This window comes from Propioniciclava sp. MC1595, from assembly GCF_017569205.1.
In the GTDB taxonomy this organism is placed as follows: Bacteria; Actinomycetota; Actinomycetes; order Propionibacteriales; family Propionibacteriaceae; genus Propioniciclava.
The window spans coordinates 2,741,753-2,767,959 of the sequence record NZ_CP071870.1 but is presented as its reverse complement, the minus strand read 5'-3'; the positions used below and the strand labels follow the sequence as shown (position 1 = coordinate 2,767,959).

The following is a 26,207-nucleotide window of genomic DNA, read 5'->3' as shown; positions in this document are numbered from 1 at the left end:
CGTTCGGAGCTTGGGGTGGCGAAGCTCAGGCGCGCGTCTTGAGCAGGTCGCGGATCTCGGCGAGCAGCTCGTCGGTGGTGGGGGCGGGGGCCTCGGCGTCCTTCTCGGCCTTCAGGCGCGCGTCAACGGCCTCCTTGAGGGCCTGGTAGGGCTTGATGACCATGAAGTAGACGACAGCAGCGATCATGATGAACGAGATCAGCGCGGTGATGAACACGCCGACGTTCACGCCGCCGACAGCGACGGCGTCGAAGTTCGGCTCGCCGCCGGCGACCTTGGCGATGAGGTCCATGATGATCTTGGTGAAGGCCTCGACGACCTTGCCGAAGGCACCCGCCATGATGACGGCGGTGGCCAGCTCGATGAGGTTGCCCTGCATCAGGAAGTCTTTGAAACCCTTCATAAAACTGATTCCCTCTCGGTGGCGTGGTAGTGCCCCGATCGGGGCGTGGGGCTACCGCGCCCGAGGAGTCTAGCCAAATCGCTGCGGCGAAGGAAACCGTCGAGTAGAGTGGGAAGGTTATCGGGAGGCGTCGCTCGAGCGACCCCCGGACGTCAGCGCAGCGCGACCGTCAGCGACATCATTCCTTGTGCGGTCAGGGTTGCCGCGACCTCGTGTGGGACCTCGACGAGGACGGACCGCTGCGGACCCGTCATGCCGAGGTTGACACCGCCGGGCGTGCCGGGCGGGGCCACGACCGGGATGTCGGACGCCAGCGCGACGCCGGCTGCGTCGAGCACGTCGATGCGGACGCCCGGCCGCACCAGCGCGGCGATGGTCTCGTCGGTGAGCGGCAGGGCGATGACCACGTGGCCCGGCCTGGCCAGGCGCGTGCCCTCGGAGACCGCCGTCGCCGTGAGCACCGAACCCGCCGCGACCGCCGAGGCCAGCGTGCGGCCGACGACGTCGGCCTCGACCCGGGCCGCGCCGTCGGGCACCGCCCCGGGAGGAAGTTCCACGGCGACCAGGTCGGTGCTCGTGAGCACGGTGCCGCCCGGCAGCGCGGAGGCCGCGGCGAGGACGGAGACGGTGGGGGCCGTGGGCGGGGCCAGGGCGAGCAGGGTCGCGAGCACGGCGCCGAACGCGCAGAGGGCGGCGAGCGTGCGGCGGCGCAGGTAGAGGGTGCGGCGCAGGGCCGGGGGGAACGTGGGTCTGGTCACGCCCCTAGGTTTAGGCGGCGCGTGCCACTCAGGCCGCGGACTCCTTGGCGGCGGGGGCCGCGGCGGGCTTGTCAGCGGGCTTCGCGGCCGGCTTGGCGGCGTCGGTCTTGCCGTTGGTGCGGTTGTCGGTGGCGTAGAAGCCCGACCCCTTGAATACGACGCCGACGGCGTTGAACACCTTGCGCAGGTTCCCGGTGCAGGTGGGGCACTCGGTCAGCGAGGCGTCGGTGAACTTCTGGACGACCTCGAGCTCACGACCGCAGTCGGCGCACCGGTACTGGTAGGTGGGCATCGGGACTCCTCGAGGACAACGTCAGGGCTCACGCATCCTAACGTCGCTCGGGCCGACCCCTATTCCTCCGACGGCGTCCGGACGCCGCGCGCCCCGGTCATGATGGTCGCCGACGGCGTCACCACGAGGTCGACGGGAAGGTCCCAGGGCTCCAGCGGCACGGCGTCCACCAGTTCGGCCCCGCCCACCAGCGTGCCGCGGACGGCGTCGGGGTCGGCATGGGCCAGCGCGCGGTCGTACCAGCCGCCGCCCGTGCCGAGGCGGTGGCCGCCCGGTGTGGCGAGCAGCGCCGAGACCCAGACGAACGTGCAGGCGCCCAGCGCCGAGGACGGCAGGGGAGGGCCCCCCGGCTCGGGGATGCCGCGCCAGCCGTGTACCAGCGAGCCCCGTCCGGCGTACCAGTTCCACGCGGGCTCGCGGTGCCCCTTCAGCACCGGCAGCAGGACACGGACGCCCGCGGCGTCCAGCGCGTCGACCAGCGCGACGGTGTCGGGTTCGGGGGGCACGGAGAAGTAGCAGGCGACCGCGTCGTGGCCGGCGCAGGCGGCCAGGAGGCGGGGGAGCCGGGCCGCATCGGCGGCGCCACGACGGGGATCGGCCGCGCGGGCCGCCCGCACGGTCGCGCGCAGGGCCTCTTTCTCGGACGCCGCGGGCCCACTTTGCGAGGCTCGCGGAGTCACTCCCGGGGAGGCTGGGGACATTCGCCTACTGTAGTTTCATGGCCCTGTTTGGACGCAAGACGACTGAGGACGCCGTCGAGGACGAGCGCACCGGCTCCACCCCCGCCCCGCTGTGGCGCGACGAGGCGGAGGGCGCGACCCCGGCGACCGCCGAGCCCACGCGGCGCACGCTGGACGAGCAGCGCAGCTTCCTGCTCGACAAGGTCGGCGCCATGCGCCCCTTCGGCATGCAGATCTGGGACGTCCCGGGCCTCGTCCTGTGCGAGGACATCGACTCCGACCTCGACCTCCCGCTGGTCACCACCGCCCGCACGTCCGGGTGGGGCGTCCGCGGCTCCGACCTCGTGGGCGCCACCGAGACCGCACCCAAGCGCCTGTTCGTCGTCGACTCCATCAGCGTCTCCGACGGGCCGGGCCGCCCGTTGGTGTCGGGTGCCGCGGTCGAGATCGAGGAGGGCGCGATCATCCCCGAGGGCGTCGACGCCGTCGTGCCCGCCCGGGCCGGCCACGTGGACGCCGACGGCTACGTCGTCATCGGCGAGGAGGCCCGCCTCTACCAGAACCTCCGCCGGGCAGGGTCCGAGTTGGCCGACGGGACGCCGCTGCTGCGCGCCGGCGACGTGCTGACCCCGCGCTCGGTCGCCGTGCTCGCCGAGGTCGGCCTCGACAAGGTGCTCGTCCGCCCGCGCCCGCGGGTGGTCGTCTTCACCGTCGGTGAGACCCTCGTGGCCCCCGGCCAGCCGCTGACCCGCCCGCAGCAGCGCTACGACGCCGCGACCGCGCTGATCACCGCCGCCGCGCGCGGCGACGGCGCCACCGTGTACCCGCTGGACATCGTGCCGTCCCAGCCGGGCGCGGTGAAGCAGGCGATCTCCGAGCAGCAGATCCGGGCCGACCTCATCGTGGTCGTCGGCGGCGGCGACATGATCCGCGACGTGGTCGACGACATGGCCGACCTCGACGAGGCCGTGGTCGCGATCAACCGCGAGTCCCGCATCGCCTACGCGGGCCTGGGCGACGGCCGCACCCCGCTCGTCATCCTCCCGTCGGGCGTCATCAGCGCCTACGTGGCCTACCAGGCGCTGGTCCGTCCGGTCATCAACAAGCTCAACGACGTCGACCCGCTCAGTGCGACCCGTGAGGAGGGCCGCCTCGCCGAGGCGGTCGCCGGCAGCGAGGGCGTCACCCAGTTCGTCCCCGCGATCCGGGACGCCGACGGCACCGTCCGCCCGGTCGGGGCCACCGACTCCGAGCTCGCCTGGGACCTGGCGCGCGCCAACGTCCTCGCGGTGATCCCCGAGGACTGGTCCGGCGCCGACGCCGGTGCGGCCGTCGAGTGCCTCGTCCTCGACGACGCCCGCGTGGGGGCACCCCGCCCGTGAGCCCCCTCGGGCCACGCCGCTGGCCCGTGAGCCTCTCCCACGGGCCGGTCGGGCTCCGTCCGATCCGCCGCCGCGACGCGCACGAGTGGTTCGCCGTGCGCGCCCGCAACCGGTCGTGGACCGCCCCGTGGGACGGCACCCGTCCCCCCGACAACGACGGGGAGGAGATCACCTTCGCGCAGATGGTGCGCACCCAGACCGCCGACGCCCGGGCGGGCCGCTCCCTGCCGTGGGTGATCACGTGGACCGAGCCCGGTCGTCGCCCGCAGTTGGCCGGCCAGATGACGATCTCGGGCATCGTCTGGGGGTCCGCGCGCTGGGGCATGGCCGGCTACTGGGTGGACAGCTTCCTGGCCGGACGCGGCATCGCCCCCACGGCCCTGGCCCTGGCCGGCGACCACATGTTCACCACCATGGGGCTGCACCGGCTGGAGGTGGCGATCCGCCCCGAGAACGTGGCGTCCCTCCGCGTGGTCGAGAAGCTGGGCTTCCGGTACGAGGGGGAGCGCCCGGCCTTCATGCACGTCGACGGCGCTTGGCGTGACCACCTCCTGTTCGCCCTGCACGCCGAGGAGGTCGGGCCTGAGGGGTTGATCGGACGCTTGGGCTGACGGGCGCCGTCGCAGGTCGGCGTCCCCGTTTGCCCCGGTGGCGGCGCGTCAGCCGCGGGCGCGCCGGGGGTCCGCCCTAGGGTCGGACGCATGAGTTTCACAGGTCTGATCTTCGGCGCCGTCGCGGCGTTCTGGTTGGTCTACCTGATCCCCCTGATCCTCAACCGCAAGGACAACGGGCTCATGGACGAGATCGAGCCCGGGGAGCCCTTCTCCGCCTCGGTCACGATCGTCCGCCGGGGTACGCCGCTGGAGTCGGCCGAGAACGGCACCGCCGTCATCTCGACGCCGCTCAACCGCCGTGCTGCCCTGCGCGAGCTCTCCGAGATCGACCGGGAGGCCGCCCGCCGGCGCCGGGTCGTGCTCGTGTTCCTGACGATCGTGACGTCGGTGGTCGGTGCGCTGGCCGGGTTCGGGTTGGTCTCGTGGTGGACGATCGCGGCCCCCCTCGGGCTCATCGCCGTGTTCCTCGGCATCGCCCGGTTCTCGGTCGCCCACATGCGCCGCGGGCTCGACGCGCGGGCGCGGGTGATCCGGGGCGGCGACGGGGTCGACGAGCAGACCGTGGCGATCGACGTCCTGGAGGACGACGACGACTCCGAGCACGAGCTGTCGGTCGAGCTGACCGCCCCCGTGGAGCACACCGGCTCGCTGTGGGACCCGATCCCCATCACCGCGCCCACCTACGTGAGCCGGCCGCTGACCCCGCGCACCGTCCGCACCATCGACCTGTCCGCGCCCGTGCCCGTGGGCTCGGGCGTTCCGGTGACCGCGGACCTGCCCGTGGGCGCTCCGGCCGAGGCGGCGTCCGACGAGCAGCGCCGCGCGGTTGGCGAGTAGGCGGGTGGACCCCGACGGCGCCGATTTCGGACGCCGCAGTCGCGGTGGTATGATCGTCCTCGCTCTTCGAGCATGGGGCTATGGCGCAGTTGGTAGCGCGTCTCGTTCGCAATGAGAAGGTCAGGGGTTCGAATCCCCTTAGCTCCACAAGGGCGGATACCCATTACGGGATGTCCGCCTTTTGTGTCTCCATTGCCCCTCCATTACCCCGCGGCCGATTGAGGCGCTCCAGACCCGCCCGATGGGCCTCCGTTCCGAGGAAGTGCAGGTAGCGGTTCGTGGTCGCGATCGACTCGTGACCGAGCCACGCCTGGACCGTCCCGGGGTCGACACCACGCGCCAACCACAGGCACGCCGCGGTGTGGCGGAGGTCATGGATCCGGCGCCCGCCGCCGGCGGTGTTCTCCCAGTCGAGGGACCTTACGACGGCGCTCCGGTGCAGCGTGCCCTGGTCGGTCGTGCAGAGGAGGTCGACCGAACTCTTGCCCTGGCTCAGGTCGGCGACGATGTCCAGGGCGCGATCGGCGAGCGGGACCAGGCGACTGCGCCGGCCCTTCGTCGACTTCACGCCGACCCCCTCCGGGTTCGAGCGGCTGACCAGGACCAGGCGACCTCGAGCTCCTCCTCGGTGAACGGCAGCATCTCGGTCGGCTCGTTTGACCAAGAGGAGGGCCACGAGGATCCACATGGTCCGGGGGCCGCATTCGCTAGCCATGACGCGACCCCTCACGGGAGGAGGGGGACCGGTAGGTGAGGTCGTCGCGCACGCGGCCGTGCTCGTCCAGGGTGGGCTCAGGCCCTCGCCGTCACCATCCCGCTGATGGCCGTGCGGTCCTCCAGCCCTGGATCGCTCGAGAGTCTCACCGCGTGCTCTCTCGCCTGGCGGCTGCGGAAAAGCGCGCCAGCATGTCGTGCCGGCGGGCCAAGGGCTGGTAGCGAGAGGCTCGGTCAGACGCCGGAATCCACAGCTCCATCCAGCTAGCGAGTCGCCGAGATGGGCCGCGATGACGGTCTGAGAGACTGCCCAGGTGAGCTTGATGAGCAAAGAGGCCGAGCGGGCGGAACTCCACAAGACGATCTGGCGGATCGCGAATGATCTTCGCGGCAGCGTCGACGGATGGGACTTCAAGAGCTACGTGCTGGGCATGCTGTTCTACCGGTTCATCTCGGAGAACCTCACCGCCTACCTCAACGAGCAGGAGCGGCGAGCAGGCAACCCCGATTTCGACTACGCCCGGCTGAGCGCCGAGGAGGCCGCCTACGGGATGGCCGAGACGGTCAACGAGAAGGGCTTCTTCATCTTCCCGGCCGACCTGTTCGTCAGCGTCCGCTCCCGCGCGCGCCACGACGCGAACCTCAACGAGACCCTGAGCCGGGTGTTCACCAACATCGAGGCATCGGCGAAGGGCGCAGCGTCCGAGGACGACTTCAAGGGCCTGTTCGATGACCTGGACGTCAACAGCAACAAGCTCGGCCCGACCGTCGCCCGGCGCAACGAGCGGCTCGTGAAGCTCCTGGACGCCGTGGGCGACCTCAACTTGGGCACCTACACCGACCACACGATCGACGCGTTCGGTGACGCCTACGAGTACCTGATGCAGATGTACGCCTCGAGCGCCGGCAAGTCCGGTGGCGAGTACTACACACCGCAGGAGGTGTCCGAACTGCTGGCCCGGATTACGGTGGTCGGCAAGACCGAGGTCAACAAGGTCTACGACCCGGCCTGCGGGTCGGGATCACTGCTGTTGAAGTTCGCGAAGGTGCTCGGCAAGGACAAGGTGCGCCAGGGGTTCTTCGGTCAGGAGATCAACCTGACCACCTACAACCTGTGCCGGATCAACATGTTCCTGCACGACATCAACTACGAACAGTTCGACATCGCCCACGGCGACACGCTCACCGACCCAGCCCACTGGGACGACGAACCCTTCGAGGCGATCGTGTCCAACCCGCCCTTCCCCCGAAAGTTGGCGTGTTGGCCGCTAGGGTGTGGCTGTGACGTCGACGCCGGCCCCGGTGATGTGGAGGCTTGGGCGCTCGCTGCCTGACGGCGACGGCACCTCTCCGGTCGGTGGCGGGGCCGTGGTGGGGCAGTCGTTGGCTCAGCGGGAGCGGTCGCTCGGTCTGCTGCCGGGTCATCCGTTCCTGTTGCGGCCGGATGGCGTGGCTGATGCGGACGTGTTGGCTTTCTTTGCATCGTCGAGCTTCAAGTTGTTGAGCGAGCAGACGCGCGTCTCGTACGCCAAGGATTTGCGCTTGTTCCTGAGCTTCTTGGAGTCCCAGTCGAAGTCCTGGCGGGATAGCACGCCTGCAGACCTGTTGGATTATGAGCACTGGCGCCGGCGTGACCCGGCCAACCCGCACCGGGTCTCGGGGGCGAAGTTCAGCCGCGAGTTGGCGGCATGCAAGAAGTTCTTCGACTGGCAACGCCAGCGCGGGGCGATGGCCGCGAACCCTGCCGTCGAGCGGGCGACCCCGTGGCAGGACACCGGTGGCCACTCGCTCCGGCCCAAGGATGCCCGCTCGACCAGGGTGAAGTGGTTGACCCCACGGGCGTTCCAGCAATGGCGCGACGTCGGGTTGGGCGGACGCCTGGTGGATGACTCGAGGGAAGCCTCCTGGCGGGGCCGGAACGACGGCCGCAACCTGGCGTTCGCTGACCTGTTGTGGACGAGCGGCCTCCGGTTGCGTGAGGCAGGAACCCTGCTGGTGTCCGAGCTCCCCGAAACGGACCCGAACGCCCGCTACCTGCGCGCCAGGGTCGGCGAAGCCGCCGCGAAGGGACGGGGCCGGGACTTCTGGATGGCTGCTGATGCCCGCCGCGAGTTGGACGGTTACGTTGCCTCCACGAGGGCAACGGCGGTCTCCCGAGCCCGCCGCGAAGGAAGGTACGCGGAGCTGCCGGGGAAGCTCGTCGTCGTGGGTCGGGACCGTGATCGCCTGCAGGTACGCAGTAGCGCGGCGGATGATCCGGTCACGACGGTCATGGTGGGTCAGCTCGACGCCCGCGACCGCGCCCGCCTGTTCCTCGAGGGACCGGACGGGCTGGAACCGGCGATGCTGTTCCTCGGCGAGTCGGGTCTACCGATGCATTACGAGTCCTGGGAGGCGGTCTTCGCCGGCGCCAGCCGCCGGTGCGCGCGGCTGGGGGTGCCGGTCGCGTGCTACCCGCACATGCTGCGTCACTCGTTCGCGCTCCGGATGCTGGTCACCCTGCTGCACGCCTTCGACCGACGGATGGGGCTGACCCCGGACGAGCGGCGCGACTACCGCCTGTTGTTCGGTGACCCGTGGACGCTGGTGCAAACCCTGCTGGGCCATACCAATCCGCAGACCACCCGTGACATCTACCTCGAACCGGTCAGCGGTCTCCAGGTCGACCTGTTCCTCAACGGTGACCAGGCCGGAGCCAGCGATGATGCCTTCGCCGACTTCGTCCAGCGCCATCTCGCCGACACCGGACTGGTCAACCTGGGACGTGAGTCCTGATGGCCCGCGCTGCGATGCCGGCGGCGGGGTACCGCCGCCCAGATCGTGTCGACCCCTCCGGTCTGAAGGTGTCGGTCATCGGCACCGACGGCACCGAACTCGGACCGTTCGACTTCGCCGCGGCACCAGCCCATGGCCAGGTCCGGACCGAACTCATCGCTGCCTTCGTCGCGGCGACCGGCCCTGATGGCCGGTGGCGTTCGGCCTCGTCGATGAGCCAAGCCCACAGCACGACGCTGACGTTCCTGCGAAGCCTCGACCGGCTCGGCATCGACATCACCAGCATGGCCCAGTTCGGCCCCGAAGCGTGGTGGACGTGGCGGGCCGACCGGGAGTCGTCCAACCGGTGGCCCGGTCAGATCAACATCATGCGGGTCCTACTCAAGGGCGTCCCCGAGGTAGGCCCGCTGACCCGCCGGGCGTTGGCCCAACGGACCCACAAGCCCCGCTCACGCATGTACGGGTCCTACCCGGTGGCCGAGTTCGACGCCATCCGGCGCCGCGCAGCTGAACTCGTGCGAATCGCCGAAGCCCGGATCTCCGCCAATGTGGCCGCGTTGCAGGAACACCGCCGCGGACAGGGCGGCCCGGAGCCGACCGTCCGGATCGGCGACCGAGCGTTGACACGCGGCGCCCTGCTCGAGCAGCTGCAAACGGAGGGACGACTGACGTTCGGCAGTGATGCCCGCAGGGTCACCCGGGACGTGGCGGCGCTGTTGGGAACCGGTGACCTACACCCCACCTATGCCCTGTACCCGACCCGCCCCGAACTGCTCTCGGTCATGGTGCTGCTCGTCTGTGACCGCGGCTACAACCTTTCGACCCTGCAGTCGCTGGAAGTCCCCGACCGGGCCTCCCCGGCCGGCGTCGACGCCGACGACGACCCGGTGTTCGTCGCGCACCTCGACAAGCCCCGGCGGGGACACCGCCGCTACTTCACCAACTCGTTCGCCGGCGCTCACGCTCACACCCTGCAGCGGGCACTCACCCTCACCGAACCCGCCCGGGTCTGCCTGGCAGGGCTAGGCCACCCGACCTCGCGGCTGCTGATCGCCGGCACCTCCCACGGCGTCACCGACCACCCCACCCGCATCTTCGTCACCGACGGGTACACCCGGGGCGGTTCAGTGCGCCGCTGGGAACAGGTCGCCGCCCTGACCACCGACCAGGGTGAGGTCCTGCGGCTGCACTTCAACCGGCTGCGGCTCTCCGAACAGGTCATCAACCGCAAATCCAGCCAGAACACCGACACCGTCAGCGAGGACGTGTACCGACGCCCCGACGCGCTCACCGCCCACCTGCTCCAGGACGTCATCCTCGACGGCCAGGCCGACGCCGTCGCCCACGCCGAACAGACACTACGGATGCGCTACACCAGCCACCTCCCCGACCTGCAATTGCCTCCCTCGACCGCGCAAGAGGTCGCGGACGGGATGCTCGACACCGCGGTCGGGGCCTGCCTCGACTTCACCCACAGTCCCTTCACCGCCGACGGGCACGCCTGCACCGCCTCCTTCCTGCTGTGCCTGGCCTGCCCCAACGCGGTCGCCACCCCAGCACACCTTCCCCGCCTGCTGCTCCTGGCCGACGCGTTGGACAACCTGGCCTCGGTCAACCCGGTGCGCTTCGACCGGCTGTACCGCGAGCACCGTCAGCGACTGGAGCACCTACTCACCACGCGCGCCACCGAACCGGACCGCGCCGCCGCCCGCCGGGCCACCACCGACACCGACCGCACCACCATCGAGCGACTGCTGCGACGGGACCTCGACGCATGAGTGCCCTCACCTCCCCAGCCTGGCGCGACCACCCGACGATCACCGCCGGCGAACCACTCCTGCCACCCCCAGGCACGCTGGTAGTGCCCGGCGGGGCACGTTTCGAAGACGACACGTGGGACCTGTCCCCGTTGTGCCCCCGACCGACCACTCGCTGGATCGTGCTGCACTTCACCCATGTCCCGGCCGTGCTGCGCCCCGACATCAAACACTTCTTCCACCTGTTGCTGACCATCGATACCCCGCTGGAGCAACTCGACCGGCCTGCCAGCGCCCGCAAGCGGCTCTCGCCGTCCACGCTGACGACCCTGTTCCAGGACCTCAGACCGTTCCTCAGTTGGCTCGAGGCGCGCGGCACCCGCACCCTTGACGAGGTGACCGAGCAGGACCTGTACGAGTACGCGGAGCAGGTCGCGTCCGCCCCGGTCGGGCAGAACCCCAAGAGCCGACGCTTGTTCGCCCTGTCCCGGCTCTGGCTGATGGCTCCCTACCTGCGCCGTTCCGGCCGGCTCCGTCAACCCTTCTGGGAACGCGAGGGCATCGAGCAGATCGTCGGCAAGAGCGAATGGACCGCCGAAAACAAGTCGGCACCCATCCACCCCGTCACCATGTCCGCCGTGCTGGTGTGGTGCTTGCGTCTCATCGAGGATGCGCCGCACGTGGTGTCCCTGCTGCGCACCCCGAACCCAGCCGCGACCGGACCGCTTGGGGGAGCAGCGCCGATCCCGACGGTCGGGACCTGGACCGGGGAGGTCACCCCCCGCCAGGTCGACCCGCTGCGGCGCAGCCTCACCACCGCCTGCCTGATCACCATCGCCTACCTGGCCGGGATGCGCGCCGACGAGGTCCTCGGACTGCGTCGCGGTTGCTGCACCCCCACCATGGACGGCGGTCGACCCTCCGGCGCGTACGCGATTCGTGGCCGGACCTACAAGTCGGCCGTTGCCGACGGTCGCAGCATTCCCGCAGGCGTCGAGCGGGACGTTCCCTGGGCCGCGATCAAGCCGGTGGCCGACGCGATCGCCGTCATGGAAGCGCTGCACACCGAGGACCTGCTGTTCACCGACAGCTTGTTCAAAGCGCGGCTCAAGCCCACCGTCGTTCTCGATGCTGGGGCGCCGTCCTCGAGCCGCGTCCGGGCGTCCATCGAGCACCTGATCGCGTGGTGCAACCGCCGAGCGGTTGAACTCAACCGGCCCGGCGAAGCGATCCCGGCCGATCCCGACGGCAACATCAGCCTGCGTCGGTTGCGGCGCACCTTGGCCTGGTTCATCTACCGTCGGCCCCGCGGCCGGGTCGCCCTGGGGGTCCAGTACGGGCACCTCCACGCGGCCACCACCGACGGGTACGGTGGCCGCGTCTCGGCCGGGCTCCGCGACCTGTTCCCGATGGAGGAAGCCTTCGCCATCAGCGACACCCTGCACCGGGCCGCCGACCACCTCCAGGCTCACCCGACGGTCAGCGGGCCCGCCGCCGGCCGCTACCGCGCCGCCGTCACCGAGTACCAGCACCGCTACCAAGGCCTGTCCTTGACCCCCAAGCAGACGGCCGCGCTCCTGGCCAACCCCGACCTGCGCGTCCACGACGCGGCCGGGCAAACTCTCGCCTGCTGTTTCGATGCCCGAAAGGCCCTGTGCCGCAAGGGAAACAGCCCCACCACCGCCTCGACGACACCGGATCTGACCGCCTGCGAAGACCGCTGCGCCAACATCGCCCGCACCGACCGTCACATCGCCGCCGTCGAGGCTGACCTGGCGGCCTTGCAGGCCGAACTCGCCGCGCCCCTGACGCCCGCCCCACTGCGTCATCGCATCGAACTGCAGATCTCCCGCCGCGAAGCGATCATCCAAGCCCACCACGACACCCCGGCAGGACCACCGTGACCGAACACGAGTCCGAGCGCCAAGCGATCCGCGATGCGATGGGGCGTCTCCTCGACGGCCAACCCAGCCGCTCCGACGGGAAGCTCACCATCAAGTCCCTCGCGGAGGAGGCCGGCGTCAAGCGATGGCTCCTGACCCACCGCCACCAAGACCTCCAAGACGAGTTCCGGGCCCGTGTCACCCGACACGGACAGGATCCGGAACCGGTCCGGCTACTGAAGACGCAAGTTCAGGACCTGCTGAAAGAGAACCAGCGTCTCCGCACCGAGCTACGCCAAGCCAAGGCCACCACCGCCATGCTCGAGCGGCTCGTCGCCGTCGAAGCCCTCGAAGCGCGCACCCCACCCCGGCCAGGGGCCCCACCCGGGCCGCCCACGTTGCGTCCCGTCACCTAACCAGCCCAACGCGCGTCAGCCGCCGACGACCCGCGCCGTCCACCAAGAACCAAGGGGAACCAGCAGTGCCCAACATCTTCGACAACATCACCGACGACACCCGGCTCGGGCTGGCCCTGGTCGACTCCCTGAAGGACTTCGACACCGTCGATGTGGCCACCGGCTACTTCGACCTGCGCGGCTGGTCCACCTTCGCCGACATCATCGACACCAAACCGACCCCCGCGCCAGGAGCCCGCGCCACCGCCCGGATCCTCGTCGGGATGATCGCCCCGGCCGAGCCGGAGCAACTGCTCAACTCGCTGCAGGACCAGGTGCAGCCGCCCGCCTACGGCTCCGACATCCACGACCGTGAAAAGGCCCTCGCTCGCCGCGACCGCCTCGTCAAGCACCTCCGCACCCAACTGATGCGTGGCCTCGCCACCGCCAGCGGGCAGAAGACCCTGCAAACCCTCAAACGCCAACTCCACGACGGTCTGGTCGACATGAAGGTCTTCACCGAAAAGCCGCTGCACGGCAAGACCTACATCTTCCACGCCCCCGACAAGAAGCACGGCTCCTGCTGGGCGTACGTCGGCTCCTCCAACCTGACCGGCGCCGGACTCCACCGCAACCTCGAACTCAACATCGACGTGCAGGACTCCGACGCCACCACCAAGCTCGCGACATGGTTCGACGAGCGCTGGAACGACCCGTTCTCCCTGACCATCACCGAAGAGATCATCGACCTCATCGCCGACTCGTGGGCCGACGACCAACAGCCCACCCCGTTCGAGGTGTACCTCAAGGTCTGCCACTCCCTGGCCCAGGACGCCCGTGACGGGATGGGCTACGTCCTGCCCACCTCGATGAGCACCCTGCTGCTCGACTACCAGGAAAGTGCCGTCCGGACCCTGTCGAGGCGGATCGTGCGCCGCGGCGGAACCATGCTCGGCGACGTCGTCGGCCTGGGCAAGACCCTCACCGCCGTCGCCACCGCCCTGATGCTCCAAGCCGCCGAGGACTACTCCACCCTCGTGCTGTGCCCCAAGAACCTGGAACCCATGTGGACCGAACACCTCGAGGCCTACGACATCAACGGCCGGGTCGTGCCCTACTCCATGGTCGACAAGGTCCTCCCCGAACTCAAACGGTTCAACCTGGTCATCTGCGACGAGTCACACAACCTGCGCAACAACGGCACCATCGCCTACGAGGCGATCCACCGCTACATCCGCGCCAACGGCTCCAAGGTGCTGCTGCTGACGGCCACCCCGTACAACCTCGCGTTCACCGACGTCGCCAACCAGATCGGCCTCTACATCGACGAGGACGACGACCTGGGCCTCGTCCCCACCGAAGCCCTCCGCGCCGACCCCAACCTTGCTAGCAAGGTCGACGGGAAGATCAACACCCTGACCGCGTTCCGCCGCTCCGAAGAACCCGAGGACTGGAAGCGGCTCATGAGCGACCACCTCGTGCGCCGCACCCGCTCCTTCATCAAACGGACCGCCCGGAAGGAACTCGTCACCAACCCCGACGGCACCCAGTCCGAACGGGAGTACCTGCAGTTCGCCAACGGCGAGAAGTTCCACTTCCCCACCCGCATTGCGACCCCGCTGAGTCACGCGTTCACCAGCGACGACCCCGCGGCCCTCATGGAGGACAACGCCACCCTCGACGCCATCCGTGACCTGATCCTGCCCCGCTACCGGCTCGCCGACTACGACAACCCCCGCGCCCCCCACACCCCCACTGACACCAAGAACCTCGACGACATCCGCTCCGGCCGCGGCAACGTCAGCGGCTTCGTCCGGATCAGCCTCTTCAAACGGCTCTCGTCCTCGGGACACTCCTTCATCCTGTCCCTGCAACGCCAGCGGGCCCGCAACGAGCTGTTCCTCCACGCCATCGACAACAAGCTCCCCATCCCGCTCGGCTCCTTCACCGACAAGCAGATCGCCGTCACCGACGACGACATCGAAGGCGACGGCGACCTGCACGGCAGCATCGCGACCCGCTACACCACCTTGATGAAGTCCCCGCCCGCGAAAACCAAATGGGTCAACTCGACCGTGTTCAAGACCACCCTGCGCAAGGACCTCGCCAAGGACAACGACACCATCACCGGGCTGCTCGACCGGTTCGGGAACTGGGACCCCACCAGGGACTCCAAGATGAACGCGCTCGTCGACCTGCTCACCACCCAACACGCCGGCGAAAAGGTCCTCGTGTTCACCGAGTACAGCGACACCGCCGAATACATCGCCGACGCCCTCACAAGCGCCGGCATCGACCACGTCGGGCTCGCCACCGGCGACACCGACAACCCTGCCGGCATCGCACGCCGGTTCTCTCCGCACTCCAACAAGCTGCCCAGCCAAGTCGTCGTCGACCCCGCCGCCATCGAGGACCCGATCGACGTCCTCATCGCCACCGACGTCCTCTCCGAGGGCCAGAACCTGCAAGACGCTCACATCGTCGTCAACTACGACCTGCCCTGGGCCATCATCCGGATCATCCAGCGGGCCGGCCGCGTCGACCGGATCGGCCAGAAGTCCAAGACCGTGCACCTGTACCTGGTCACCCACGAGAAGATCGAGCAACAGATCCGGCTGCGGCAACGCATCAAAGACCGGCTCGGGGCCGCCGCGGAAGCCTTCGGCTCAGACGAGAAGTTCTTCGGTGGCGAGCGGGAAATCAAGATCCTCGACGACTTTTACAAGGGCCGCATCACCGACGACGACAGCGACGACGAAGCCGAAGCAGACTCCGTCAGCGAAGCTTGGCTGGTCTGGTCCAAAGCCCTGGAGCACCACCCCACGATCACGACCAAGGTGCTCGGCATGCAGGACATGATCCACTCCACCCGAGCCCAGCACTTCCACGAAAACCACGGCAGCGTCACCTGCTACGTCGCGACCACCTCCGGCGTCGACGCGTTCGCCACCTCCACCAACACCGAGCAACGCATCCTGACCCCCCTGGAAGCCCTCCGCATCTTCCGGGCCGAACCCGACACGCCCACCGCCCCCCTACGCGCGGACCACTTCGAACGCGAAGAGGCCCTCGTCCAAGGCCCCCTCAAGACCGAAACGGTCGCCGCCGGCAACCTCAAAGGCATCCGCAAGTGGGCCTGGGGACGTCTCGGGGGCACCCTCTTCGGTGGAAAGGCCACCGAGGCACTCGATGCACTGCACGAGCGCCCACTTACCGAGCACGCCACCATGCGACTAACCCAAGCACGGCGGAACAAGTACAGCCTCGACGACCTCGTTGACCTGATCAACCAACTCCACGACGAAGACCGACTCGTCATCGGCGGCGCCGACACCGACACCATCAAGATCGTCTGCTCACTAGGAGTCCAGGACGCATGACCAGCACACTCATCGAACAAGCCGAGCGGCGCGACTACCAGAAGCTCTTCCTGATCGACTTGAACTGGTCCCGGCCCGACCACCCTCCGGTGACCTACGAACACGAAGGTCGGCCCGTCACCGCGACCAACGTCTCGTCCTACAAGGGACTGCGCGTGTGGGTCGTCAACGAGAAACCCGACTCCAAGCTCGAAGCCATGCTCGACCAACAACTCGCCAAGACCAGCACTGACCGGATCGTGATCTTCCACGACGACAGCGAGCAGGTGTGGCGCTGGCCCGTCCGTCGCGCCGTCGGCAACTCCACGACCACCCGGCTGAGCCGACACAAGCATCGCAACGGCGACCCCGACCCCCGCTTCGCCGCCAAGCTCGACGTCATCCGGCTCCCGTTCGACGTCCTCCTCGACAGCAACTCCGTCCTGGCCAAAGTGCGGCAGGCGTTCGACGTCGAAGCCCAGAACGAAACCAAGTACGCCTCCAAGCTCATGGCCCGCCTGTACGCCGCCATGGAAAAGGCCTATCCGTCCACCAAAGACCCGAAGGTACGCGACCACGAGATCTCGGTGACCCTGGCCCGGATTCTCTTCCTCATGTTCGGCGATGACACCGACATGTGGCCCGAGGGCCTGTTCCAGGACTTCATCCGTGATCACACCGCTGCCGACGGCTCCGACATCGGTGCCAAGCTCACCAGGCTGTTCGCCTACCTCGACACCCCTCCCAAGGAACGCGGCGACATCGGGCCAGAGCTGGACGGCTTCCGCTACGTCAACGGCGGCATCTTCAACGAGCACCTCACCCTGCCCGCCATGAACGCCGAGTTCCGCGCCGCAGTCCTCGACGCCTGCGACCGCGACTGGCAGACCATCAGCCCTGCCATCTTCGGCTCCATGTTCCAATCAGTTCGCGACGCCCAAACCCGCCGCGAACTCGGGGAGCACTACACCTCCGAGGAGAACATCCTCAAGACCCTCAACCCGCTCTTCCTCGACGAACTACGGGCTGAGTTCGACCACATCAAGACCCTGGGCAAGTACGAAGCCGACCGGCTCCGCAAGCTCCGCGACAAGCTCGGCCGGATCCGCTACCTCGACCCCGCCTGCGGCTGCGGCAACTTCATCATCGTCGCCTACCGCGAACTCCGCGACCTCGAGTTGGCGATCATGGAACGGCTCCAAGAGATCACCGGCGACCCCGCCATGCTCCTGGCCAACTACGGGCTCAAAGTCACCCTCGACCACTTCTACGGCATCGAAATCGACGAATGGCCGGCCCGCATCGCCGAAACCGCCATGTTCCTCATCGACCGGCAATGCGATCTCAAACTCACCGAACGACTCGGATGGGCCCCCGACCGGCTCCCCATTCACGAGCAGGCCACCATCGTCAGCAACGTCAGTGCGTTGAAGCTCGACTGGGCCCTGGTCTGCCCACCCACCGAAGACACGATCGTCGCCGGCAACCCTCCGTTCCTCGGGCACGCGACCCGCTCGGATGCCCAAGCCGAGGAACTGCGTGACGCGTGGGGCAAGGACGACATCAGCCGACTCGACTACGTCACCGGTTGGCACGCCAAGTCGTTGCACTACTTCCAGAACACCGCAGGCAAGTTCGCGTTCGTCACCACCAACTCCATCACTCAAGGCGACCCCGTACCCCACCTGTTCGCCCCCATCTTCGAAGCCGGGTGGCGCATCAAGTTCGCTCACCGCACCTTCCCCTGGACCTCCGAAGCCGCCGGTAAGGCTGCCGTGCACTGCGTCATCGTCGGGTTCGCCAAGACCCTCGACGGTGCCAAGCCCCGTCTCTTCGACCACCCCGCCACCGGGCAGCAGGGTGCGGAACGCCAGGTCGCCACCATCAACGCCTACCTCGTCGACGGTCCCAACGTGTTCGTAACCAAGCGGTCCCAGCCACTGGTCCCCGGCCTGCCCGAGGCCACCTTCGGCAATATGCCCCGTGACGACGGCAACCTCATCGTCCTGCCCGCCGACTACGACGGGGTGTTCCACGACCCGATCGCCCGGCGCTACCTACGGCCGTTCCTCGGGGCCGAGGAAGTCCTCCACGGCAAGCAACGCTGGTGCCTCTGGCTCACCGGCCTCGACCCGGCTGACCTGCACCGCAGCGCCATCCTTCGCGAGCGGGTGGATGCTGTCCGGCTGTTCCGTCTCAAGAGCACCGCCGCGAGCACGCGCCAGATGGCCCAAACCCCCCACCTCTTCGGACAACGGCCCGCCCTGCACACAGAGCCCTACCTGGTCATCCCGAGGGTCTCCAGCGAACTGCGGGACTATTACCCCGTCAGAAGGGTCACCCCAGACGTCATCGCCAGTGACGCCACCTTCACGGCCAACGACTCGACCGGGCTGCTGTTCGCCGTCATCTCCTCGGCCATGTTCATGGCCTGGCAGGCCACCGTCGGAGGAAGACTCAAGTCCGATCTTCGCTTCTCGAACACCATCGTCTGGAACAACCTGCCCCTGCCCGACCTTGGCGAGGGCGCCCGCCGGGACATCATCGCGGCAGGTCGCTCGGTCGAAGACGCTCGGGACCGCCATCCCCAGCGGACCCTCGCCGACCTCTACCGCCCCGATGTGATGCCCGCCGACCTGAGAGAGGCCCACCGCATCCTCGACGCAGCAGTCGACAAGGCGTTCGGCGCCCGAGGCACAACACCCACCCTGGAAGAGCGACAGCGGGTCTTGTTCCAACGCTACGAACACCTCACGGGTCCGCTCACCGCCACCGGAATCGCCTCCCGAGGGAGGCGCTCATGAGCTTCGACCTCAGCGCCCTCGCCAAGGAGGCATACGGCTCCTGGGCCACAGGGTCCTGCACCCTCACCCAACTCCGGGACGCTGCCCGACATCTCGGCTGGGCAGAGGTACCGATGCGCTCCGATGAACCAGCCCTCACGGCCCTACGCCCCCAGACGCAGGCCCAGGCCCACCCACGCTCCTTGAGCGCCACCTACGGCCTCGGGCATCAGCCGCTCCACACCGACGGCGCTCACCTGCCTGAGCCTCCGGACTGGATCGTCCTGCTCGCCCAGGCGCCCAACACCACCCCGACCACACTCCGCGCCGTGCCGCACGGCGATTCGGCCGTGCCGTGGCACGCCATGCTGAGCGGCATCTTCCTGGTGCGATCCGGAAACCAACCCTTCCTGGCCCATGCGGCGACCGGCAGCCGGATCCGCTACGACCCCGGGTGCATGACCCCCTGCGATCAGCGCGCTCGCATCGCCGCCCAGTTCCTCGCAGACCGGAAAGACACACACGAGCACGGCTGGACCCAACCCAACCAGATGCTGCTCATCGACAACCGGCAGATCCTCCACGCCCGCCACGAGGTCTCCGAAACGGACGCCACGACCCGAGTCCTACACCGGCTCGCATTCATCCGGAAGGCGCAATGACCAAGCCCTGGGATCACAACGCACTCCTTCTGAAGGCACGGCTGTTTCTCAACCACGCCATGGACCACGACGAACCACGAACATTTGATGAACGAGCGCTGTGGGCCTCCCTCGCCCTTGAACTCCTCGCCAAAGCCGCTCTCGCTCGAGTCTCACCGGTCCTCATCGCAGCACCCAACGAAGAAGGCACCAACATCCTCGTCGCAAGCGGGCTGGTACAAGGCGAAGCCCGCTTCACCTCCGTCCAGGCCCACACCCTCTTCTCCCGCTGCGCCAAGGCGTTCAAGCCCTTCAACTCCGACGAAGCGCGCGCCATCGCCAACGCCCGCAACGACTACCTCCACGGGGCCGCCCCCACCTACACCGCCATCCCCGAAGCGGCATGGTGGCCCCGCTACTGGGCTCAGGCTCACATCCTCATCAACGCATGCGATCAGATCTTGGACGACCTCGTGGGCACCGACCGTGTCCCCGAGGTCGAATCGCACCTCGCCTCCAACAAGAAGAACATCGAGTTTCGCTACCAGATGCTGATCGAGCGCTCCCGTCAACGACTACACCTTCTCCAAACCGGACAGCTCCGCGCGGCCGAAGCCGCAGAATGGGCACGCCACCGCGAAGGTGACCTTTCAGCCCGACTGGAATACTCGACGGCAGCAAACTGTCCCGCCTGCGGAGGACCCGGCCTAATCGAGGGCGAGGATGTCGAGAACGCGGAAGAGCACGTCGAGTGGCTCTCCGAAGACGACTACGACGCATGGATGGAACTCACGATCGGATCCAGCTACTTCAGCTGCGACCGATGTCGACTGGTTCTTGACTCCTACGAACTGATCGCGGAGGCCCAGTTGCCGGAGGCCTTCGATGTCAGAACAGAAGTGGGGGACTACTGGGAGCCTGAGTACGGAAATGACTGACCGCTCGGGGCCCCGCGGCAGGGCGGAGAGCTCGCCGCGACTGAGGCCTGAGAGCACAGGAGTGCAACAGGCCTGAGTCTTCTGGGGAACCGCCCTACTCCATCAAATGGGACGGCGACGCCAACCCTCTGCTGATCAACGACCCCCGCTTCGCCCCGGCCGGCGTGCTCGCCCCCAAGAGCAAGGCCGACCTCGCGTTCACGATGCACATGCTGAGTTGGCTTGCGGTCAACGGCACGGCCGCCATCGTCGAGTTCCCCGGCGTCCTCTACCGCGGTGGGGCGGAGCAGAAGATCCGCAAGTACCTGATCGACAACAACTACGTGGACGCCGTCATCCAGCTGCCACCGGACCTGTTCTTCGGCACCACCATCGCGACCTGCATCATCGTGCTCAAGAAGTCCAAGCGCGACAACGCCGTGCTGTTCATCGACGCGTCGGCCGAGTTCGTCCGCCACGGCAACAAGAACAAGCTCACCGACGCCAACCAGAAGACGATCCTCGACGCCTACACCCACCGCGCGGACGTCGACCACATCGTCAGGCTCGTCGACAACGAGGCCATCGCGGAGAACGGCTACAACATCGCCGTCTCAAGCTACGTCGAGGCCAAGGACACCCGCGTGGCGACCGACATCACCGCCCTCAACGCCGAGATCGCTCGCATCGTGGCCCGCCAGCAGGAGTTGCGGGAGCAGATCGACGCCATCGTGGCCGACCTGGAAGGGGCGAACTGATGAGTGGCATGCCGACCTGGGAGGGCTTCATGGTGCCGTGCTTGAAGGCACTGAGCGACGGTTCGACCCATAGCCGTCGCGAGATGGCCAAGCTCGCGGCCGACATCGTGGGGCTGAGTGACGAGCAGCGGGGCGTCATCCTCAACTCAGGTGAGCCGACGTACGCCAACCGGATCGGGTGGGCGCTGTCGCAGCTTGCCCGGGTCGGGGCGCTGGCCAGACCGTCTCGTGGGAACTACCACATCACCGACGCAGGCCGACAGGTCCTGGCGCAGTTCCCCCAAGGCATCACCGAGAACCAGCTCGATGCTCTCGGCCAGGACCCAACCTGGGCGATCACCCCTTACGTCCCAGCGAAGAAGCCAGAGCGACCGATCACCATCGAGCCGACGGTCCTGGATCCGTCCGAACAGATCCAGCAGGGCATCGCCCGCATCCACGAAGCAGTCTCGAAAGAATTGCTGGAGCGACTGCTGGGCAAGGAACCCGCCTTCTTCGAGCAGGCTGTGGTAGATCTGCTTCTGGCTATGGGCTATGGCGGCTCGGACGGTGGCGGCGAAGCCACCCAGCTGGTCAACGACGGCGGCATCGATGGAGTAATCGACCAGGACGTCCTCGGGTTGAGCAAGGTTTATGTGCAGGCGAAGCGGTACAAGCCGGGCAACACGGTAGGGCGCCCAGAGCTGCAGGGCTTCGTGGGAGCCCTGAGTGGTAAGGCAGACCGGGGCGTGTTCATCACCACCAGCTCGTTCAGCCCGGGCGCCGTCGAGTACGCCGCACACCACACCAGCTACCGACTCATTCTCATCGACGGGCACCGGCTCGCGAACCTGATGATCCGCTTCGGGGTCGGGGTCCAGACCAAGGACACCGTCCGAGTGGTGGAGATCGACGAGGACTTCTTCGAATGAGCCGCATCGACGACCTCATTGCCCGGCATGCCACAGCCGGGGTCCCGTCAAGGCCCCTCGGGGAGTTGGGGCAGTTCATCCGAGGAAGCGGACTGCAGAAGGCGGATCTCACCGACGCTGGCACGCCTGCCATTCACTACGGCCAGATCCACACCCACTACGGCACTTGGACGACCGGCACGAAATCATTCGTTTCAACCGAGTTCGCCACACGACTCCGCAAGGCGACTCCTGGCGATCTGGTGATCGCCACAACCAGTGAAGATGACGCGGCGGTGGCAAAGGCGACGGCGTGGCTTGGATCCGGGGATGCGGCGGTCAGCGGGGATGCCTTCATCTTCCGACACGTTTTGGATCCGAAGTACGTCGCCTACTTTTTCCAGACGGAGCAGTTTCACAGACAGAAGCAACGCTTCGTCAGCGGAACCAAGGTGCGACGCGTCTCTGGCGAGGCTTTGGCGAAGATCCGCATCCCGGTGCCGCCGCTGGAGGTGCAGCGGGAGATCGTGCGAATCCTGGATACGTTCACTGAGCTGGAGGCGGAGCTGGAGGCGGAGCTGGAGGCACGCCGCCACCAATATGAGCACTATCGGCAGACCCTTCTACGTCCCAGCGCGCAGGGTGGCTCGCGTTGGATCGAGCTGGGATCGCTCGGTCGCGTGTCGATGTGCAAACGGGTTTTCAAAGATCAAACTACAACCAGGGGTGATATCCCGTTTTTCAAGATTGGCACCTTCGGAGGAAAGCCGGATGCTTACATCTCTGAAGCACTCTTCCTTGACTATCGCAATCGGTATCCGTTCCCCAAAAAGGGAGATGTGTTGCTGTCGGCAGCAGGAACGATCGGTCGGGCGGTGGAGTACGACGGAGAGCGCGCCTACTTCCAAGATTCAAACATCGTCTGGTTGGATAACGACGAGTCGATCGTTTTGAACCGCTACCTCTATCACCAGTATCAGGTGATGGACTGGGCGACCGACGGGGGAACCATCCGCAGGCTTTATAACGACAACCTCAAGCGAGCCCAGATTCCGGTGCTTGACCTGGATGAACAGGAGCGAGTTGTCTCGGTGCTCGATGCCTTCGACGCACTGGTGAACGGCCTATCTGTTGGGTTACCTGCGGAGTTGACGGCACGGCGACAGCAGTATGAGTTCTACCGTGATCGTTTGCTCACGTTCGACGAGGTGGCGTCGTGACGCCGATCGATGGGTCGACCGTCGCCTATGAGGCGATCGCGTTGAGTGCCGAGTCGACGGTGGTGGCTGAGTTCACTCCTGACCCGGCCAAGCAGACTGGCTACCAGTCCGAGGCCGACCTAGAGAAGGCGTTGATCGGCTTGTTGCAGGAGCAGGCGTACGAGTATCTGCCGCTGCGCGCCGAGGCCGACCTGGTGGCGAACCTCCGGACCCAGTTGGAGGTGTTGAACAAGGTCGCGTTCACTGATGGGGAGTGGCAGCGGTTCTTCACCCAGCAGATCGCCGGCGTCAACGAGGGCGTAGTCGAGAAGACCGCGAAGATCCAGACCGACCATGTCCAGGTGTTGAAGCGGGATGACGGGTCGTTCAAGAACATCTACCTGCTCGACAAGACCCACATCCACAACAACCGCCTGCAGGTCATCAACCAGTACGAGGTCCCAGCCGCGACTGCCGGCGCCGACGGCGTCCAGACAGGTGGTGTGCACGCGAACCGCTATGACGTGACGATCCTGGTGAACGGCCTGCCGTTGGTGCACGTGGAGTTGAAGCGGCGGGGGGTGGACATCCGGGAGGCGTTCAATCAGATCAACCGGTACGCCCGGGACAGCTTCTGGGCCGACTCTGGCCTGTTTGAGTACGTGCAGTTGTTCGTGATCAGCAACGGCACGTTGACGAAGTACTACTCCAACACGGTCCGCGACCAGCACCTGGCCGAGGCGTCCGGGAAGAGGAGCCGGCGGAAGACGTCGAACAGCTTCGAGTTCACCAGTTGGTGGGCGGACGCGAGCAACAAGCCGATCACCGACCTGGTCGGGTTCACGAAGACGTTCTTCGCCAAGCACACCTTGTTGAACATCCTGACCCGTTACTGCGTTTTCGACGCCGACCGCAAGCTGCTGGTGATGCGCCCGTACCAGATCGCGGCCACCGAGCAGATCCTGCGGCGCATCGAGACCGCCACCAACACCAAACGCCTGGGAACGATTGCCGCGGGCGGGTATGTGTGGCACACGACCGGGTCAGGTAAGACGCTGACCAGCTTCAAGACCGCCCAGCTGGCGACGAAGCTGCCCAGCATCGACAAGGTGCTGTTCGTCGTGGACCGCAAGGATCTGGACTACCAGACGATGCGCGAGTACGAGCGTTTCGAGAAGGGCGCCGCCAACTCGAACACGTCGACCAAAGTGTTGAAGCGGCAACTGGAGGACCCGAACTCGCGAATCATCATCACCACGATCCAGAAACTGGCCCGCTTCGTCGAGCAGAACGCCAAGCACCAGATCTTCGCTGGGCACGTGGTCATCATCTTCGATGAGTGCCACCGCAGCCAGTTCGGCGACATGCACACCAAGATCACGAAGGCGTTCAAGAACTACCACCTGTTCGGGTTCACCGGGACGCCGATCTTCGCCGTGAACGCCGGGAGCAGTGGCACCCCTGGGTTGCGGACCACCGAGCAGGCGTTCGGCGACCGGCTGCACACCTACACGATCGTGGACGCCATCCGCGACGCCAACGTGCTGCCCTTCCGGATCGACTACATCAACACGATCAAGACCTCCGACGCGATCGCCGACAAGCAGGTATCCGCCATCGACACCGAGAAGGCCCTGCTGGCGCCCGAGCGCATCAGCCAAGTGGTGGCCTATGTGCGCGAGCACTTCGACCAGAAGACCAAGCGCAACAGCACCTACACCCTCGCCGGGAAGCGGCTGGTCGGGTTCAACTCGCTGTTCGCGACGGCATCCATCGAGGCCGCGAAGCGCTACTACAACGCCTTCACCTACCGCCAGGACGAACTGCCATCCGACCAGCAGCTGAAGGTGGGGTTGATCTACAGCTACGCCGCGAACGAGGCCGAACCCGACGGCCTGCTGGGCGAGGAGGAGTTCGAAACCTACGACCTGGACCAGAGCTCGCGGGAGTTCCTGGAGGACGCGATCCAGGACTACAACGACCTGTTCGGCACCAGCTATGACACGTCAGCCGACAAGTTCCAGAACTACTACAAGGACCTGTCGATGCGGTTGAAGAACCGCGAGCTCGACCTGGTGATCGTGGTCAACATGTTCCTCACCGGGTTCGACGCCACCACCCTGAACACGCTGTGGGTGGACAAGAACCTGCGCGCCCACGGGCTCATCCAGGCGTTCTCGCGAACGAACCGGATCCTGAACTCGGTTAAGACGTACGGCAACATCGTCAGCTTCCGGAACCTCGAGGACGAGACCAACGAAGCCCTGGCCTTGTTCGGCAACGCGGACGCCAAGGGCGTCGCGCTGCTGCGGCCGTACGGGGAGTACTTCGACGAGTACGCCGCCAAGGTCACCGAACTCCTGGACGGCTACCCGCCGGGGCAGGTGATCGTGGGCGAGGAGAACCAGAAGCAGTTCATCGCCCTGTTCGGGGCGATCCTCCGGCTGCGGAACATCCTGACCAGCTTCGACGACTTCGCCGGCAACGAGATCCTGACGCCGCGGCAGCTACAGGACTATCAGAGCGTCTACCTGAATCTCTATGCCGAGCGGCGCAAGGTCACCGTCGCGGACAAGGAGATGATCAACGACGACGTCGTCTTCGAGATCGAGCTGATCAAGCAGGTCGAGGTCAACGTCGACTACATCCTGATGCTCGTGCGCCAGTACCTGGAGCAGCATGGCGAGCCTGGCGACGTCGAGGTCCGCGCTACCATCGCTCGAGCCATCGACTCCAGCCCGTCACTGCGGAACAAGAAGGACCTCGTCGAGGCCTTCGTCGACTCCCTCACCGTGGACGCCGACGTCGACGGCGAATGGAAGGCCTTCGTCGCCGCCAAGCGCGCCGAGGACCTGGATCGCATCATCACCGAGGAGAACCTTCGACCTGACGAAACCCGGGAGTTCATCCAGCGGGCCTTCCGTGACGGGTCGGTGCCGACCGCCGGCACCGCGGTCACCCGAATCCTGCCGCCGGTGTCTCGGTTCGCCAAGGCCAACAACCACAGCATCAAGAAACAGACCGTCCTGGAGAAGCTCACCGACTTCTTCAGCCGCTACTTCGGACTGGCGTAGCCTCTCGGCGGCCCACTGGTGAATCCGGCTCTACAAGATCAAGGCGCCGGCTCCGCCGGCGCAGCCGCTGCGGTCCGCTCCTCGCTCCGCTGCGGT

The 26,207-nt window shown here is 67.0% G+C and carries 19 protein-coding genes, 1 tRNA gene and 2 pseudogenes; 17 read left to right on the top strand and 5 right to left on the bottom strand.

The window, feature by feature from the left end; genetic code table 11:
- Positions 1 to 25 precede the first annotated feature (25 nt).
- The 4 genes from mscL to J4N02_RS13310 all read right to left on the bottom strand — a co-directional run bounded on the left by mscL (position 26) and on the right by J4N02_RS13310 (position 2,133).
- On the bottom strand, positions 26 to 403 hold the full coding sequence (mscL, locus tag J4N02_RS13325; RefSeq protein WP_188332991.1) for a large conductance mechanosensitive channel protein MscL: 378 nt from the start codon (positions 401 to 403) through the stop codon (positions 26 to 28).
- A gap of 152 nt (positions 404 to 555) precedes the next feature.
- Positions 556 to 1,161, bottom strand: a complete 606-nt coding sequence (locus J4N02_RS13320) for an SAF domain-containing protein (protein WP_188332990.1) — start codon at positions 1,159 to 1,161, stop codon at positions 556 to 558.
- 28 nt (positions 1,162 to 1,189) lie between these two features.
- A complete protein-coding gene (locus tag J4N02_RS13315) occupies positions 1,190 to 1,453 on the bottom strand; it encodes an FmdB family zinc ribbon protein (protein ID WP_188332989.1) in 264 nt (87 codons plus the stop codon).
- A gap of 59 nt (positions 1,454 to 1,512) precedes the next feature.
- The gene (locus tag J4N02_RS13310; RefSeq protein ID WP_188332988.1) at positions 1,513 to 2,133 is read right to left on the bottom strand and encodes a 5-formyltetrahydrofolate cyclo-ligase; all 621 of its coding nucleotides are present in this window, start codon (positions 2,131 to 2,133) and stop codon (positions 1,513 to 1,515) included.
- Between the two features lie 38 nt (positions 2,134 to 2,171).
- Between J4N02_RS13310 and glp the strand changes: the two genes are divergently transcribed.
- The 4 genes from glp to J4N02_RS13290 all read left to right on the top strand — a co-directional run bounded on the left by glp (position 2,172) and on the right by J4N02_RS13290 (position 5,113).
- Positions 2,172 to 3,515 (top strand): gephyrin-like molybdotransferase Glp, encoded by a 1,344-nt coding sequence (gene glp / locus J4N02_RS13305; RefSeq protein WP_188332987.1) that lies wholly within the window; start codon positions 2,172 to 2,174, stop codon positions 3,513 to 3,515.
- A 26-nt stretch (positions 3,516 to 3,541) separates the two neighbouring features.
- On the top strand, positions 3,542 to 4,126 hold the full coding sequence (locus J4N02_RS13300) for a GNAT family N-acetyltransferase (RefSeq protein WP_208090978.1): 585 nt from the start codon (positions 3,542 to 3,544) through the stop codon (positions 4,124 to 4,126).
- 90 nt (positions 4,127 to 4,216) lie between these two features.
- A complete protein-coding gene (locus tag J4N02_RS13295) occupies positions 4,217 to 4,966 on the top strand; it encodes a hypothetical protein (protein WP_182818727.1) in 750 nt (249 codons plus the stop codon).
- Between the two features lie 74 nt (positions 4,967 to 5,040).
- Positions 5,041 to 5,113 (top strand) — tRNA-Ala (locus tag J4N02_RS13290).
- 16 nt (positions 5,114 to 5,129) lie between these two features.
- On the opposite strand, the gene J4N02_RS13285 is transcribed toward J4N02_RS13290, so the two are convergent.
- A complete protein-coding gene (locus tag J4N02_RS13285) occupies positions 5,130 to 5,534 on the bottom strand; it encodes a tyrosine-type recombinase/integrase (RefSeq protein WP_243760807.1) in 405 nt (134 codons plus the stop codon).
- Between the two features lie 469 nt (positions 5,535 to 6,003).
- Between J4N02_RS13285 and J4N02_RS13280 the strand changes: the two are divergent.
- The 13 genes and pseudogenes from J4N02_RS13280 to J4N02_RS13220 all read left to right on the top strand — a co-directional run.
- A pseudogene (locus J4N02_RS13280) lies at positions 6,004 to 6,933 on the top strand (type I restriction-modification system subunit M); the annotation flags it as partial.
- A gap of 28 nt (positions 6,934 to 6,961) precedes the next feature.
- Positions 6,962 to 8,455, top strand: coding sequence for a site-specific integrase (locus tag J4N02_RS13275; protein WP_208090976.1), 1,494 nt, complete (start codon positions 6,962 to 6,964; stop codon positions 8,453 to 8,455).
- Positions 8,455 to 10,233 (top strand): hypothetical protein, encoded by a 1,779-nt coding sequence (locus J4N02_RS13270; protein WP_188332984.1) that lies wholly within the window; start codon positions 8,455 to 8,457, stop codon positions 10,231 to 10,233. The genes J4N02_RS13275 and J4N02_RS13270 overlap by 1 nt, the downstream gene beginning before the upstream one ends.
- A gap of 161 nt (positions 10,234 to 10,394) precedes the next feature.
- Positions 10,395 to 12,116 (top strand): site-specific integrase, encoded by a 1,722-nt coding sequence (locus J4N02_RS13265; RefSeq protein WP_208090975.1) that lies wholly within the window; start codon positions 10,395 to 10,397, stop codon positions 12,114 to 12,116.
- The gene (locus J4N02_RS13260; protein ID WP_188332983.1) at positions 12,113 to 12,511 is read left to right on the top strand and encodes a hypothetical protein; all 399 of its coding nucleotides are present in this window, start codon (positions 12,113 to 12,115) and stop codon (positions 12,509 to 12,511) included. Before J4N02_RS13265 ends, J4N02_RS13260 begins: the two co-directional genes overlap by 4 nt.
- 65 nt (positions 12,512 to 12,576) lie before the next feature.
- Entirely contained in the window at positions 12,577 to 15,870 is a 3,294-nt protein-coding gene (locus J4N02_RS13255; RefSeq protein WP_188332982.1) for a helicase-related protein, read from the top strand.
- The gene (locus tag J4N02_RS16960; RefSeq protein ID WP_188332981.1) at positions 15,867 to 18,653 is read left to right on the top strand and encodes a class I SAM-dependent DNA methyltransferase; all 2,787 of its coding nucleotides are present in this window, start codon (positions 15,867 to 15,869) and stop codon (positions 18,651 to 18,653) included. Before J4N02_RS13255 ends, J4N02_RS16960 begins: the two co-directional genes overlap by 4 nt.
- 182 nt (positions 18,654 to 18,835) lie before the next feature.
- Positions 18,836 to 19,294: a TauD/TfdA family dioxygenase gene (locus J4N02_RS13245; protein ID WP_188332980.1), complete on the top strand. Its 459-nt coding sequence runs from the start codon at positions 18,836 to 18,838 to the stop codon at positions 19,292 to 19,294.
- Positions 19,291 to 20,211, top strand: coding sequence for a hypothetical protein (locus J4N02_RS13240; RefSeq protein ID WP_188332979.1), 921 nt, complete (start codon positions 19,291 to 19,293; stop codon positions 20,209 to 20,211). Before J4N02_RS13245 ends, J4N02_RS13240 begins: the two co-directional genes overlap by 4 nt.
- Before the next feature lie 89 nt (positions 20,212 to 20,300).
- Positions 20,301 to 20,948, top strand: a pseudogene (locus tag J4N02_RS13235) (type I restriction-modification system subunit M); the annotation flags it as partial.
- Complete coding sequence (locus J4N02_RS13230; RefSeq protein ID WP_188332978.1) at positions 20,948 to 21,859, top strand: restriction endonuclease; 912 nt, start codon at positions 20,948 to 20,950, stop codon at positions 21,857 to 21,859. The pseudogene J4N02_RS13235 and the gene J4N02_RS13230, both read left to right, overlap by 1 nt.
- On the top strand, positions 21,856 to 23,058 hold the full coding sequence (locus J4N02_RS13225; protein WP_188332977.1) for a restriction endonuclease subunit S: 1,203 nt from the start codon (positions 21,856 to 21,858) through the stop codon (positions 23,056 to 23,058). The genes J4N02_RS13230 and J4N02_RS13225 overlap by 4 nt, the downstream gene beginning before the upstream one ends.
- Positions 23,055 to 26,111 (top strand): type I restriction endonuclease subunit R, encoded by a 3,057-nt coding sequence (locus J4N02_RS13220; RefSeq protein ID WP_243760806.1) that lies wholly within the window; start codon positions 23,055 to 23,057, stop codon positions 26,109 to 26,111. The genes J4N02_RS13225 and J4N02_RS13220 overlap by 4 nt, the downstream gene beginning before the upstream one ends.
- Positions 26,112 to 26,207 lie beyond the last annotated feature (96 nt).

Excerpts from the sequence above, each read along its gene's own strand:
- mscL (WP_188332991.1), bottom strand. The coding sequence starts at position 403 with ATGAAGGGTTTCAAAGACTTCCTGATGCAGGGCAACCTCATCGAGCTG.
- J4N02_RS13315 (WP_188332989.1), bottom strand. The coding sequence starts at position 1,453 with ATGCCCACCTACCAGTACCGGTGCGCCGACTGCGGTCGTGAGCTCGAG.
- glp (WP_188332987.1), top strand. The coding sequence starts at position 2,172 with ATGGCCCTGTTTGGACGCAAGACGACTGAGGACGCCGTCGAGGACGAG.
- J4N02_RS13295 (WP_182818727.1), top strand. The coding sequence starts at position 4,217 with ATGAGTTTCACAGGTCTGATCTTCGGCGCCGTCGCGGCGTTCTGGTTG.
- J4N02_RS13270 (WP_188332984.1), top strand. The coding sequence starts at position 8,455 with ATGGCCCGCGCTGCGATGCCGGCGGCGGGGTACCGCCGCCCAGATCGT.
- J4N02_RS16960 (WP_188332981.1), top strand. The coding sequence starts at position 15,867 with ATGACCAGCACACTCATCGAACAAGCCGAGCGGCGCGACTACCAGAAG.
- J4N02_RS13240 (WP_188332979.1), top strand. The coding sequence starts at position 19,291 with ATGACCAAGCCCTGGGATCACAACGCACTCCTTCTGAAGGCACGGCTG.
- J4N02_RS13230 (WP_188332978.1), top strand. The coding sequence starts at position 20,948 with ATGAGTGGCATGCCGACCTGGGAGGGCTTCATGGTGCCGTGCTTGAAG.
- J4N02_RS13225 (WP_188332977.1), top strand. The coding sequence starts at position 21,856 with ATGAGCCGCATCGACGACCTCATTGCCCGGCATGCCACAGCCGGGGTC.